This window comes from Parafrankia sp. BMG5.11 (assembly GCF_004337455.1).
This window is the reverse complement of sequence record NZ_SJXI01000014.1, coordinates 98,472-112,152: the sequence shown is the minus strand read 5'-3', so window position 1 is coordinate 112,152 and position 13,681 is coordinate 98,472. Positions and strand designations below refer to the sequence as shown.

Annotated in this window: 12 protein-coding genes and 2 tRNA genes; 1 reads left to right on the top strand and 13 read right to left on the bottom strand. The window is 66.8% G+C overall.

From position 1 onward, the window contains the following. Positions 1-6 precede the first annotated feature (6 nt). From E0504_RS09175 to recJ, 4 genes are all read right to left on the bottom strand, one after another. Positions 7-1,209 (bottom strand): cell wall metabolism sensor histidine kinase WalK, encoded by a 1,203-nt coding sequence (locus tag E0504_RS09175; RefSeq protein ID WP_131623294.1) that lies wholly within the window; start codon positions 1,207-1,209, stop codon positions 7-9. Positions 1,210-1,382: 173 nt separating this feature from the next. Next, positions 1,383-1,457, bottom strand: a tRNA-Glu gene (locus E0504_RS09170). Positions 1,458-1,483: 26 nt separating this feature from the next. Beyond that, a tRNA-Glu gene (locus E0504_RS09165) sits at positions 1,484-1,558 on the bottom strand. 163 nt (positions 1,559-1,721) lie between these two features. Beyond that, on the bottom strand, positions 1,722-3,497 hold the full coding sequence (gene recJ, locus E0504_RS09160) for a single-stranded-DNA-specific exonuclease RecJ (RefSeq protein WP_131623292.1): 1,776 nt from the start codon (positions 3,495-3,497) through the stop codon (positions 1,722-1,724). Positions 3,498-3,606: 109 nt separating this feature from the next. Between recJ and E0504_RS09155 the strand changes: the two genes are divergently transcribed. Further along, positions 3,607-4,035: a flavodoxin family protein gene (locus E0504_RS09155; protein WP_131623904.1), complete on the top strand. Its 429-nt coding sequence runs from the start codon at positions 3,607-3,609 to the stop codon at positions 4,033-4,035. A 1-nt stretch (position 4,036) separates the two neighbouring features. Here the strand turns inward: E0504_RS09155 and E0504_RS09150 are convergent, their stop codons facing one another. The 9 genes from E0504_RS09150 to ilvB form a co-directional block, all read right to left on the bottom strand. Beyond that, positions 4,037-5,005 (bottom strand): nitronate monooxygenase family protein, encoded by a 969-nt coding sequence (locus E0504_RS09150; RefSeq protein WP_131623290.1) that lies wholly within the window; start codon positions 5,003-5,005, stop codon positions 4,037-4,039. Between the two features lie 20 nt (positions 5,006-5,025). Then, a complete protein-coding gene (locus tag E0504_RS09145; RefSeq protein ID WP_131623288.1) occupies positions 5,026-5,946 on the bottom strand; it encodes a hypothetical protein in 921 nt (306 codons plus the stop codon). Positions 5,947-6,026: 80 nt separating this feature from the next. Then, complete coding sequence (locus tag E0504_RS09140; RefSeq protein ID WP_131623286.1) at positions 6,027-7,073, bottom strand: amidohydrolase; 1,047 nt, start codon at positions 7,071-7,073, stop codon at positions 6,027-6,029. Between the two features lie 36 nt (positions 7,074-7,109). Continuing rightward, positions 7,110-7,472: a DUF6481 family protein gene (locus E0504_RS09135; RefSeq protein ID WP_131623284.1), complete on the bottom strand. Its 363-nt coding sequence runs from the start codon at positions 7,470-7,472 to the stop codon at positions 7,110-7,112. A gap of 83 nt (positions 7,473-7,555) precedes the next feature. Beyond that, positions 7,556-9,235: a 2-isopropylmalate synthase gene (leuA, locus tag E0504_RS09130; RefSeq protein WP_131623282.1), complete on the bottom strand. Its 1,680-nt coding sequence runs from the start codon at positions 9,233-9,235 to the stop codon at positions 7,556-7,558. A 188-nt stretch (positions 9,236-9,423) separates the two neighbouring features. Further along, a complete protein-coding gene (locus E0504_RS09125) occupies positions 9,424-10,302 on the bottom strand; it encodes an I78 family peptidase inhibitor (protein WP_131623280.1) in 879 nt (292 codons plus the stop codon). Positions 10,303-10,368: 66 nt separating this feature from the next. After that, complete coding sequence (gene ilvC, locus E0504_RS09120) at positions 10,369-11,388, bottom strand: ketol-acid reductoisomerase (RefSeq protein WP_131623278.1); 1,020 nt, start codon at positions 11,386-11,388, stop codon at positions 10,369-10,371. A gap of 30 nt (positions 11,389-11,418) precedes the next feature. Continuing rightward, complete coding sequence (ilvN, locus tag E0504_RS09115) at positions 11,419-11,934, bottom strand: acetolactate synthase small subunit (RefSeq protein ID WP_131623276.1); 516 nt, start codon at positions 11,932-11,934, stop codon at positions 11,419-11,421. Then, positions 11,934-13,679, bottom strand: a complete 1,746-nt coding sequence (gene ilvB, locus E0504_RS09110; protein WP_131623274.1) for a biosynthetic-type acetolactate synthase large subunit — start codon at positions 13,677-13,679, stop codon at positions 11,934-11,936. Before ilvB ends, ilvN begins: the two co-directional genes overlap by 1 nt. Between the last annotated feature and the right edge of the window lie 2 nt (positions 13,680-13,681).

Below are 13,681 nucleotides of genomic sequence, written 5' to 3'. Positions count from 1 at the left end.
CGGATGCTACAGTTGTGTGACAGTATCGTGACTAGCGGAGTTATCGCCCCGCGCAATCGGCAGGCGAATGGTGACGGTGGTGCCGGCGCCGTGCTCGCTGGCGATGTCCAGGCGTCCGCGATGCCGCTCGACGATGTGCTTGACGAGGGCCAGGCCTAGCCCGGTTCCGCCCGACGCCCGGCTGCGACCCGGATCGACGCGGTAGAACCGCCGCGTGAGATGCGGCAGGTGGTCGGGGGCGATGCCGTCGCCCTGGTCCGCGACCGTTAATTCGGCAGCTTCCCCTTCGCTGGTCAACGAGATGCGCACGCGGCCGTCATCGGCCCCGTACTTGAGTGCATTGTCGACCACGTTGCGCACGGCTTGCTCAAGTTGGGGGACGTCGCCCTGGATCGTTGTATCTTCCAGCGCGAAATCGATTCGATCCGCCCGGGCGGGGCCCGCAGCATCGCGAGCGGCCAGCAGGACAAGCGGTGCTAGATCGATATGCTCAGACGGCAGGTCATGCTCGCCCGCCTCGACACGTGACAGCGACAGCAGATCGTCAACCAGTTGCTGCAACCGCTTTGCCTCGCGCAAAATCGTCTGGTGAAACCGTGCGCGCAACGATTCGTCGCCGGGCTCGTCGATCAGCGACTCCACGTATCCTATGATGGAGGCGAGCGGGGTGCGCAGTTCGTGACTGGCGTTGGCGACGAAGTCCGTGTGCGCGCGACCAACGTTCGCGCCCGCAGACTGATCCGTTAGATCAATCACCGCGTAATCGCCGTTGAACGGCTTGCGGCTGACCAGCCACACGTCGCGTCGCCGCGCGAGATTGTACACCGTCGCGGACGCGGGTTCGTCGTGCTCGGCAAGAGCGATTGCCTCTGGATGACGCAGCGCGATGCGCACGTCCTGGCCGAGGATATGCGGACCCAGCACGTCACGCGCCGCACGATTGGCAATCGTCACCCGGTCGCGCCTAGTGAGGAGGAGCGGGGTACCCGAATGCTCGATCAGCTCGGCCATGGTGTCGCGGGTCAGGCCGGCTTCGCCAGACGCTGTCTCCATGGATGGCGGTTCGTCGAACTTGAGCCACAGCGATCCGATCCAGATCAGCAGAATGGCGAGCGCAAACCACGGCTTCTCGTCCATGATCGCCAGAGCGGCGCATGCCAGTATGGCCAGCGCGATACCGGTCCAGGGCTTGGCTGCAGGCTGCTCCATCACCGGGCGCCCTAGCGCGCACGTACCCGCCGCGCCAGCAGTGCTTGGATCAGGCAAAGATCGGTGGGGCTGAAAGCCTGTCGAGACAAGGTTGCGATTACTACCGGCGCGTCCTCGCCCGCGCGAATCTGTTTAACGTGGGTTTGGTAGTAGCCGAACGCTGACGGGAGAAATGGTGACCCCTACGGGAATCGAACCCGTGTTTCAGCCGTGAGAGGGCCGCGTCCTAACCGCTAGACGAAGGGGCCAAACCCAAGGTCCGGCGCGCTCCCGATGGTGACCCCTACGGGAATCGAACCCGTGTTTCAGCCGTGAAAGGGCCGCGTCCTAACCGCTAGACGAAGGGGCCACGCCGGGAAGCGTGGCGGGCGCATTAGGGGGGAGGTGATGCGCGGTCAACCCTCGCACTGATGCTGAAGTTGATCCCGGCCAAAAGAGCGTTTGCAGCCGTTCAGGAAAGGCGGTTGGATTTCGCTGCCAAGCTTCGGCGACGGGCGCTCCACGTGCCGCCGCTAGTCTGCCCAGGCGGCGTCCTCTAGATGAAGTTCCGCTTGCAGCCGGTCGCCCCAGTCGTCGATCTTGGGCCGCCCGGCGAGCCACAGGCTTCGCCCGCGCGAGCCGTGGAGCAGCGCTTGGCCTAGCGGGCTTTCGGCGGCCCGGAAGGCGATCGCCTTGAAGCTGCGACCGTCATTCCCGCTTGCGACCAGCCGAACATGGTCGTTGCCGACGAGATCCGCGCGGACGAGCCGCACTGGTCCCACCGCGATGCGAGGGCCTGGCCAGCCCATCCCGAACGGACCGGCGCCGTCGAGGGCGTCCACCAGCTCCGGTGTGAGGCCGCCAGGCGCCAGCGCCAGGTCGAGCGGCATTGTGCCGCTTTCCATCGCCCGCGCGACGGCTGCTCCCAGCCGGTCGTCAAGCCAATCGGCCAGAGGGCCGAGCTTTTCAGCCGCGACCGTCAGGCCCGCAGCCATCGCGTGTCCGCCCCCCGCCACGAGCAGCCCCGATTCGCGCGCGGCAATGATGGCGGCGCCCAGGTCGATGCCGCCGATCGAACGGCCAGAGCCTTTGCCGCTGTCTCCATCGAGCGCGATGACCACCACCGGCTTGCCGGTCTTTTCCTTGATCCGCCCGGCGACAATGCCGATCACACCCGGGTGCCAGCCCCGGCCAGCGAGCACGTGCACCGACCGGTTGTGCTGGCCTTCCAGCATGGCTTCCGCTGCGGACTGGACCTCCGCCTCAATCGCCCGCCGTTCCTCGTTCAGCGCGGACAACTGCTGGGCGATCTCCGCCGCCTCATCCGGATTCTCGGTGGTGAGGAGGCGCACGCCCAGCGTCGCCTCGCCCACTCGACCGCCGGCATTGATCCGCGGACCAAGCGCAAAGCCGAGGTCGCTGCAGACAGGCGCGCGTTTCAGCCGGCTGGCGTCGATCAATGCCGCCATGCCGACGTTGGCGCGGCGGCTCATCACCTTAAGGCCCTGGGCCACGAACGCCCGGTTGAGGCCGCGAATCTGGGCGACATCCGCCACCGTACCAAGCGCGACCAGGTCGAGCAGGCCGATGAGATCGGGCTCTGGCCGGTCCGCAAAGAAGTCGCGTGCGCGCAGGGTCCGGACGACCGCGACCGCGAGCAGGAACGCCACGCCTACTGCGGCGAGGTGTCCATGCTCCGCGCCATTTTCGCTTTCGTCGAGCCGGTTGGGGTTGACCAAGGCAACTGCGCGGGGGAGTTCGGCCGAGCACTTGTGGTGATCGACCACGATGACGTCGACCCCGGCGGCGTGCGCCTGGGCCAACGCATCGTGCGCCATCGCGCCGCAGTCGACGGTGACAACGAGGCTCGCCCCTTCTTCTCCCAGTCGCACGAGCGCTTCGCCGCTGGGTCCGTAACCCTCGAGCAGACGGTCCGGGATATAGTAGCGGGCAGGGCGGCCCAGCATGCGCAGCAGGCGGATCAGCAGTGCGGCACTGGTGGCGCCGTCAACGTCGTAGTCGCCGTAAACGGCCACCGTCTCCTCGGTCAGCACGGCCTGGGCGATCCGCTCGGCCGCAATGTCCATGTCGCGGAAGTGGGAAGGGTCCGGCAAGAAGGCCCGCAGCGTGGGGGTGCGATGCCGGTCGAGATCATCCCGCGCCACTCCGCGAGAGAGCAGCAGCTGGGTGACCAGATCGTCGAGCGAGCCGTTGCCGTCGCTCAGGTCCATATTGCCGCCGCGCCAGCGCCACGTCTTGCCTGAGAGCGAACGCTCGATACCGAAGACGGAACTAACGGTGGAAGCCATGACGCCGCTTGTAAGCCACTGGCGAACCTACCGCAAATGGGCGATGGTCTGAGGTGTGGACCGAACCCTGCTGATCGTCTGGCACAGCCGCACCGGGACGGCCCGGGCCATGGCCGTGGCGGCTGCGCACGGCGCGGGCGAAACAGCCCGCCTGCTCAGCGCACAAGAGGTTCAACCTGCCGATTTGCTGGACGCTGGCGGCTATCTGTTCGTGTGCCCGGAAAACCTCGCGAGCATGAGCGGGCTGATGAAGGAGATGTTCGACCGCTGCTATTATCCGGTGCTCGGCCGGATCGAAGGCCGGGCGTATGCCACGGCCATCGCGGCGGGATCGGACGGGGCGGGGGCCCAGCGGCAGATCGACCGCATCGCCATCGGCTGGCGGTTGAAGCGAGTGGCCGATCCCCTGATCGTCAATCTGGCGGCGCAGACCCCGGAAGCAATTCTGGCGCCGAAAACGGTGCTACCGGCAGAACTCGACCGGTGCCGCGAGCTGGGGGCGGCGTTGGCCGAAGGACTGGCGCTGGGGGTGTTCTAGCTCACACCACCTTGGCGGCAAGTTCCTGACGGGCGGCGCGGTATTCCGCCTCCAGCCGGTCGACCCGGTCGGCCACGCTTTCGACCGCCTGGACCATGCCGATACCCTGGCCCGAGCCCCAGATATCCTTCCACGCCTTCGCCTCGGTGTTGCCGCCCGAGCCGAAGTTCATCGCGGATGGATCGCTCACCGGCAGGTTGTCGGGGTCCATTCCGTTCGCTTCGATCGAGGAGCGCAGGTAATTGCCGTGCACCCCGGTGAACAGGTTGGAATAGACGATCCCGTCCGCGTTCGCTTCCACGATGGCGTCCTTGTAGCGCTGGTCGGCATTGGCCTCCGTCGTCGCGATCCAGGGTGAGCCGATGTAGGCGAAGTCCGCCCCCATCGCCTGCGCCGCCAGCACCGAGCGGCCATGCGCGATCGAGCCGGACAGCGCGACCAGCCCATCGAACCAGGTGCGGATTTCCTGCAGCATGGCGAACGGCGAAAGCGTCCCGGCATGGCCGCCCGCACCGGCGGCGACGGGGATCAGGCCGGTCGCCCCCTTCTCGATCGCCTTGCGGGCGAAACGATCGTTGATCACGTCGTGGAGCGTGATTCCGCCCCAGCTCGATACCGCGGCGAACACATCCTCCCGCGCGCCCAGCGAGGTGATCACCATCGGCACCTGCCACTTCGCGCAGACGTCCATGTCCTCATCGAGCCGGTTATTCGATTTGTGGACGATCTGGTTGACCGCATAGGGGGCCGCGGGACGATCCGGGTTGTCGCGGTTGTGCGCGGCCAGTTCCTCGGTGATCCGGTGCAGCCATTCGTCAAGAACGCCCGATGGGCGCGCGTTCAGCGCGGGGAAGCTGCCGACAATCCCCGCCTTGCACTGGGCGATGACCAGTTCCGGTCCCGACACGATGAACAGCGGCGAGCCGATGACCGGCAGGCGCAGGCGATCGAACGGGGCGGGAAGGGGCATGGACAAATCTCCGGAATGGATCAGCCGCGGTCGGGGCCGAGCACCAGCTCGTCGTACGCGGCATTGTAATCGAGCGGGATTCCCGCGCTGCGAATGCGGTCTAGGGTGACGAACTCGTCTGCGGCGGCGGACTGGCGCAGCTGGGCGAACAGTGCCGGTTCGATCTGCGCGGCGACCAGGTCGAGCACCTGCCCGATGTGCACCGACACCTGTTGCCCGCTGACCTGGAACTGCACCGCGCCCAGCATCTTGTCGCCCGAACGGACGGCCAGGCGCTGCTCAGGAGCGGATGCGTCGATCTGCGCGATATACGCGGCGCGAATGCTGTCCGACACTTGTGAGACGAAGGCGGGGCTGTCGTTCGTCCCGCTTGCGGCGATCGCGGCTAGGGAAGGGGCGGCGTCAGGCAGCGCGGCGATGGCCGGCTCTGCTTCGCGGATGGCGACCTGGGTCGCTGGAACCAGCGCGATGCCCGGTTCCGCCGAGCCCGGCGCAGGCTGGGAAATGAGCACAGGCATGACTTCGCGCTCGCTGGGATCGACCGGCGCGACCGGCATCGTTGCTAGGATGCCGAGTGCCGGCTCTGGATCCGCCGGGACGACCAGCTGGACAGGGGTTGTGCGCCGCTGCGGTGGCGAAGCGATCGTTACGGAGGCGGACGCCGCCGGGCGCGGTGCGGGCACGACAGGTTTCGTGGTTGGAGCCGCCACCGCAAGTGCTCGCGATGAATCGACCTGGAGTTTGGGCCCAGTCGCCGGGCGAGACGCCGGCGGGTTCAGCGCCATGTCGATGCGCGCAAGCGGCGGACCCGGATACACCTCGGCGGGCCGGTCCCGGTCACCGCCACAGCCGGTTGCAAGGCTCAACGAGATCAGCGCAGCCGAACTCACAATCAGCCGATGGGTGCCATGCCTGTCGCTGTGTGGCCGCGCCATGTTCAAGCCACCTCCCCCGGGGCCGCATTCCGGGCCGTTAATGGCGCAAGCGTCCGGTCAGCACAAGCGCGGCGAGGCAGGGCGTGTCAGGCTTGGACGAGCAGCCGCTCCAGCCCGTAGACCTGCGCCGCCGTGCCGGCAAACAGTGCGCGCTTGTCCGCATCCGACGCCCCGGCGGCCAGGCGCTTGAAGGCGTTCCACAGCACCGGGTAGCTCGCGCCCCAGCGGTCCACCGGGTAATTGCTTTCGAACATCGCGCGGCCCGGGCCGAAAGCCTCGATACAGGTGTCGATGTAGGGCTTCCACAAGCCAGCCAGTTCCTCCGAACCGCGACCCGCGGCGGGGCCCTGATCCGGCAGCTGGCAGAACGCCATCGCCAGCCCGCCCAGCTTGATCGTCACATTCTCGCACTCGGCGATCGCCTGGATCGCGCTGCGCCAGCGGCCGAAGTTCGCCTCCAGCTGGCCGCGATAACTCGCGATCCCCAGCGGCGTGCCGCAGTGATCGAGCACGATCGGCTGATCGGGAAAAGCGCGCGCGAGCTCGAGCACATCACCCAATTGCGGTTCGAGCACCCAGGCATCGAACGTCAGGCCGCGCTTGCCGAGTTCGGCGAACCCCTCGCGGAACGTAGCGTCGCGATAGAGGCCTTCCGGTGCGTGGAACGGCGGGCCGAGCACCTCGGGATCGGCGTCCCACGCGGCGGCATGGCGGATCCCGACAAAGCGCGGCGAGGCCGCCTGCAGCGCATCGAGCACTTCGCCCGCCCGGGCCCCCAGAGTCAGGTCCGCATGACCCACGATCGCAGCGCATGGACGGTAATCGCCATAGAGACCACTGGCCCCTTGCGCGGCAACGCCGTTGACGAATTCCACCTCGCCGACGACTTTCAGGTCATCGCCCCGGCTGTTGTCGTAAAACGCGCCGCATTCCATGAACACGGTCGCGATCACGTTGTGGCCGCAGCGCGCATCGGCCTGCAGCTGGTCGAACGTATAGTGCGCCGCGCCCGCCAGCGTTTCCAGGAAATCGTGCCGCGGTTCGGGAAACGCGCCCAGGACCGGCCGCAAGTCCCACAGATGGTGATGCGGATCGATGATCGGCAGGTCGGGTTCGAGAATGTCTTCGCTCATCGTGCCGCTCCTCTCATCCGCCAGTGCCGGTGATGCCTAGCGTTTCTTCTTGTTCTTGCGCGCGGCGTATTTCGCGTCGCGCTTGGCCTTGCGCTCTTCTTCGGTCAGCTGCTTGGCGGCTTCCGCTTCCGCTTTCAGGCGCTCCTGCTCGGCGATGGCCTCGGCCTCGAGCCGCTCCTGTTCGGCCTTGGCAGCGGCATCGGCCTGGATCTTGGCTTCCTTGGCGGCGCGCCGCTTCTCGAATTCGGCGGCCTCCTTCGCTTCGCGCTCGGCGCGGCGGCGGGCCTGCTCTTCGGGATCGACCGGTGGCTTGGGCTTGATCTTCCCTACCGCCTTCGCGCGCGCATTCTGCGATGCCGCGCGCCGGTCGTTGAAATCGGGAAGCTTGAAGCCGGCCATCTAATCGAATCCTGTACGTGCTGAGTTATGTTCCACCGCGCGCTATAGAGCGCTCCCGCCAGCGCGCCACCCCATGCGGCGCATCACGGCGCGACCGCGGCGTTGGCGGCGCTGAGGACGGACCGCACGCTCGCGGTCGCGACGTCTTCGTCGATCCCGACACCCCACACGATAACGCCGTCGCCCGTGCGGCACTGGAGAAAAGCCGCCGCGCGTGCATCGGCCCCCGCGCCCAGCGCGTGTTCGGTGTAATCCAGCACCTCAAGCTCCACCCCGAAGCTGTCGCGCAAGGTGCCGACGACCGAGGAAATCAGCCCGTTGCCCCGTCCGCTGACCGATTGCGCGCGGCCCTCGACCGCGATGGTGCCGGCGAAGATGCGGGTGCCGTCGGCGCCGCGCGTTTCCTCGTAATCCAGCAGCTGGAAGCGTCCGCCTTCGTTGTCGACGTGATAGGTTTCACGGAACGCCAGCCAGATATCGCCTGCGTTGAGTTCGCGGCCCAGCTCGTCGGCCATGCGCTGCACCGCCTTCGAAAAGTCGGCCTGCATCGCCTTGGGCAGTTTCAGCCCCTGGTCCTGTTCCAGCACCCAGGCGAACCCGCCCTTGCCGGATTGCGAGTTGACCCGGATCACCGCCTCATAACTGCGGCCCAGATCCGCCGGGTCGATCGGCAGGTACGGGACCCGCCAGCGTTGGTCGTTCTGGACTGCGAGCGACTCGAACCCCTTCTTGATCGCGTCCTGGTGGCTGCCGGAAAAGGCGGTGAACACCAGTTCGCCGCCGTAGGGGTGACGCTGATGGACCGGGATCTGGTTGCAGTACTCCACCGTCTCGATCACCCGGTCGATGTCGGAGAAATCGAGGCCCGGATCGATCCCTTGCGTGTACATGTTGAGCGCGACCGTCACCAGGCAGCAATTGCCAGTCCGCTCGCCATTGCCGAACAGGCAGCCTTCGACCCGGTCGGCGCCGGCCATCAGGCCCAGCTCGGCGGCGGCCACCCCGGTGCCGCGATCGTTGTGCGTGTGCAGCGAGATGACCGCGCTGTCGCGATCCGGCAGGTTGCGGCAGAAATATTCGATCTGGTCGGCGTAGATGTTGGGGGTCGCCGCCTCCACCGTTGCCGGCAGGTTCAGGATGATGGGGCGGTCGGGGGTAGGGCGCAGCACCTCCATCACCGCCTCGCACACCTCGATGCTGAAATCGAGTTCGGCGGTGGAGAACGTTTCCGGGCTGTATTCGAAATGCCAGTCGGTGCCGGGCCGGGCGGCCGCTTCGTCGCGCAGGACCTTGGCCCCGCCGACGGCGATCGCCTTCACCTCGGCGCGGCTCATGCGGAAGACGATGTCGCGCCACGCGGGGCTGACCGCGTTGTAGAGATGGACGATCGCCGCGCGCGCGCCGTCGAGGCTGGCGAAGCTGGTGCGGATCAGGTCCTCGCGGCTTTGGGTGAGCACCTGGACCGTCACGTCATCCGGAATGCGGCCCGAGCGAACGAGGCCCTGGATGAAATCGAACTCGGTCGCCCCGGCGCTGGGGAAACCGACTTCGATCTCCTTGACCCCGATCTCTACCAGCAGGTCGAAAAAGCGGTTCTTCTTCACCGCGTCCATCGGATCGACGATCGCCTGGTTGCCGTCGCGCAGATCGGTGCTGAGCCAGCGCGGCGGGGCGGTGATCGTGCGGCTGGGCCAGTGCCGGTCGGGCAGCGGGACCTGGGGGAAAGCGGCGTACTTGGCGCCGGGCTGTCGGAGCATGGGCATGATAAAACTCGTGACGGTGTCTGCTGGGATGCGGGCGGGCTCCCTTGGGCGCGTGGCGCGCCGTCAGGCAGCGCGCAGCGTCACGCCCAAGGGCGCATAAGTCGTAGCAGGCACAGAGTTTCGCGGGTCACCCCCGCAACATGCGGCAAACCGCGTGGCTCGGCAAATGTTACATTTGCAACGACCGCCTAGCCGCAACTGGCGGAGCGGATCACGTCGGTACCCTTGTCCATCCGCACGTTGAGCCGCTCTGCACGGTAATCCTGCGTGACGATGCTGTCGGGATAGAGCCAGCGGATCATCTTGGCGCCCGTCGCGGCGGAGATTTCGGCGCGCACCGCAGGGGTCGCTTGCTTCCCGAACCAGGGCTTCACCTTGTCACCATTGCAGGCGTTCTCCGCCGGTGCCGGCATAGGCTGCGGCTCGCTGGCGCCCGCCTTCTTCTCGAACGCCGCGGACAGGTCGAGTTCCACCTCGTCCGAAATCAGCGGAATGCCGTTGGTGATGCCGAAGTCGGAGCGCTTGATCAGCGCGCGGCCGGAGAAGCCCACCGTCTCCGTTCCCCGCATCGCGCCCGCCCCGGTGAATTGCGCCTGGATCGCGACCGGCCTGGTGATGCCGTTGAGGGTCAGGTTGCCAAGGATGTATGCGCCCATGCGATCCGCGCCGGGGGCGACACTGGTGGAAACAAACCGCGCCGGCGCCTGTCCGGGACCGAAGAAATCGGGCTTACCACCATCCTTGCCGGGCCGCAGCAGGTGTTCCTGCAGACCCTTGCTGGCGACCACCGGGTTGATCGGGATGGTGACGTCCACCCGCGCCGCCGACAGGTTGGCCGGATCGATCGTCAGCGTGCCGGTGACGTCGCCGAACAGCCCGAAGTAGTCGCTGAAGCCCAGGTGATCGACCCGCCAGCCGACGAGGGTATGGGCCGGGTCGGCCTGGTACGTGCCGCCAGAAACGCGCGCGGCATCACGCGCGCCGGGCTTTTCCGTCGGCATCTGCGCGGTGGCGGCGACGGCCAGGGTGGCGGCGGCGAGCAAGGCGGCGGGCAGCAGTCTGGGCATGGCAAATTTCTCCCGAAGGTTTGCGCCAGAGTGCCGCTTCGCCGCCCCGCTGTCCAGTTGACGGCGCTAGTTGACCGCCTTGTCGACCAGCTTGTTCTTGCCGATCCAAGGCATCATCGCGCGCAGCTTGGCGCCGACCTGCTCGATCGGGTGCGCCGCGGCGGCCTTGCGCGCGGCCTTCAGTTCGGGCTGGCCGGCGCGGTTGTCGAGCACGAAATTCTTCACGAACCGGCCCTGCTGGATGTCGGCGAGCACGCGCTTCATCTCCGCCTTGGTCTCTGCGGTGATGATCCGCGGGCCGGTGGTGATGTCGCCGTATTCGGCGGTGTTGCTGATCGAATAGCGCATGTTGGCGATCCCGCCTTCGTACAGCAGGTCGACGATCAGCTTGGTTTCGTGGAGGCATTCGAAATATGCCATCTCGGGCGCGTAGCCAGCTTCCACCAGCGTTTCGAACCCGGCCTGGATCAGGTGAGTGATGCCGCCGCAAAGCACCGCCTGCTCACCGAACAGATCGGTTTCGCACTCTTCCTTGAAGTTGGTCTCGATGACGCCGGAGCGTCCGCCGCCAACGCCGCTGGCGTAAGCGAGCGCGATGTCATGGGCATTGCCGGTCGCGTCCTGGTCCACCGCGATCAGGCACGGCACCCCGCCGCCGCGCTGGTATTCGCTGCGGACGGTGTGGCCGGGACCCTTGGGCGCGATCATGATCACATCGATATCGGCGGGCGCCTCGATCAGGCCGAAATGGATGTTGAGGCCGTGCGCGAAGGCGATTGCGCTGCCGGGCTTCATGTTGCCCTTGAGGTCGTTCTCCCAGATCGCCGCCTGATGCTCGTCCGGGGCGAGGATCATGACGATGTCCGCCCACCGGGCCGCCTCCCGGTTGGACATGACCTGGAAGCCGGCACCCTTGGCCTTGTCCGCGGTGGCCGAGCCTTCGCGCAGCGCGATGGCGACGTCCTTCACCCCGCTGTCGCGCAGGTTCTGCGCGTGCGCGTGGCCCTGGCTTCCGTAACCGACGATGGCGATCTTCTTGCCGGTGATCAGGTTCAGGTCGGCGTCGGCGTCGTAATAGACTTTCACGTGTGTTTTCCCGCTGTTGGGTGGTGGTCTTCAGGCGCCCTCGGCGCCGCGCATCATGCCGACGATCCCGGTGCGGCCGACTTCGACCAGCCCCAGTTCGCGCATCAGGTGGACGAAGCTGTCGATCTTGTCCGGTGCTCCGGTGATCTCGAAGATGAAACTTTGGGTGGTGGTATCGACCGGCTTGGCGCGGAAGATGTCGGCCAGCCGCAGCGCCTCCACCCGTTTTTCTCCGGTGCCGACGACCTTCACCAGGGCAAGCTCGCGCTCGACATGCGGGCCTTCCTCGGTGAGGTCGACGACCTTGTGCACCGGGATCAGCCGTTCCAGCTGCGCGCGGATCTGGTCGATCACGCGCGGCGGCCCGTTGGTGACAATGGTGATCCGGCTGACCGCGTGGTTTTCCGAAATGTCGGCCACGGTCAGGCTGTCGATGTTGTACCCGCGCGCGGTGAACAGCCCGGCGATCTTGGCCAGGATACCCGCTTCGTTATCGACGGTGACGGCGAGCACGTGCCGCTCGGCTTCGGCGTGGGTGATGCGCATCAGACGAGCGCCTTCGCTTCGTCGTCCAGCGTGCCTTCCACGCGGTCGCCGTAGAGCAGCATGTCGGTATGCGCCGCGCCGCTGGGGATCATCGGCAGGCAGTTCGCCTCCTGCGCGACGCGGCAATCGACCATGACGGGGCCGGGGTGGTCGATCATCGCCTGAATGCCAGCGTCGAGATCGGCCTGGTCCTCGATCCGGATGCCTTTCCAGCCGTATGCCTCCGCCAATTTCACAAAGTCTGGCAAGGAGTCGCTGTAACTGTTTGAATACCGGCTTTCATAGGTCAGTTCCTGCCATTGCCGGACCATCCCCATGTACTGGTTGTTGAGGATAAACACCTTGACCGGCAAGCGGTACTGGCTGGCGGTGGCGAGCTCCTGAATGTTCATCTGGATGCTTGCTTCGCCCGCGACGTCGATCACCAGCGCGTCTGGATTGCCGAGCTGCGCCCCGATGGCTGCGGGGAGGCCATAACCCATCGTGCCCAGGCCGCCGCTGGTGAGCCACTTGTTGGGCGCTTCGAACCCCAGATACTGCGCCGCCCACATCTGGTGCTGGCCGACCTCGGTCGAGATGATCGGCGCGCGGTCGTGAGTCAGCGCGTTGAGCCGCTCGACCGCGTGCTGCGGCATGATCTCGGACCGGGAGGGCGGGTAGGCCAGGCTCTCGCGTGCGCGCCAGCCGGCGATGCGCGCCTTCCATTCGCCCAGATCGCGCCCACGCTGATCTCCCCACGCGGCGAGGATCTGTTCGAGGACCGCTGCGCAATCACCGATCAGCGGAAGGTCGACATCGACGGTCTTGTTGATGCTCGCCCGGTCGATATCGAGGTGGATCTTCCGCGAATCCGGGCTGAACGCATCGAGCCGCCCGGTCACCCGGTCATCGAACCGCGCGCCGATGCATACCATCACGTCACAGCGATTCATCGCCATGTTGGCTTCGTACGTGCCGTGCATCCCCAACATGCCGAGCCAGTCGGGATGATCGGCGGGGAAGGCGCCGAGGCCCATCAGGGTGCTGGTGACCGGCGCGCCGGTCAGGTCCTGCAGCCGGCGCAGCAGTTCGCTCGCGCGCGGGCCGGAGTTGATCACTCCGCCGCCGGTGTAGAACACGGGCCGTTCCGCGTTCGCGAGCATCTCCACCGCCTCGAGCACCGCTTCGATCGGGGCGGTCGAGGGCGGGTCGAAGCGAGTGGACGGCAGGGCGGGGGCGCCCGGCGCGGTCCACGGGGCGGCGGCGACCTGCACGTCCTTGGGGATGTCGATCAGCACCGGACCGGGGCGGCCGGTGGTGGCGATGCGGAACGCCTCGGTAATGGTGGCCTGCAGCGCGGCGGGGTCTTTCACCAGGTAGTTGTGCTTGGTGCAGTGGCGGGTGATGCCGATGGTATCGGCTTCCTGGAACGCGTCGGTGCCAATCAGCGGGGTCGCGACCTGGCCGGTGATGATGACGAGAGGGATCGAATCCATGAACGCGTCGGCGATGCCGGTGACCGCGTTGGTCGCCCCGGGGCCGCTGGTGACGAGCACCACGCCCGGCTTGCCGGTAGAGCGCGCATACCCCTCGGCGGCATGCGCAGCGCCGGCTTCGTGCCGGACCAGGATGTGGCGGATGGAGCTGTGGGCGAACAGTTCGTCATAGATCGGCAGCACGGCGCCGCCGGGATAGCCGAACACGAATTCGACCCCCTGTTCGACAAGGCTATCGATCAAGATTCTGGCGCCGCTGCGCTCGTCCACCG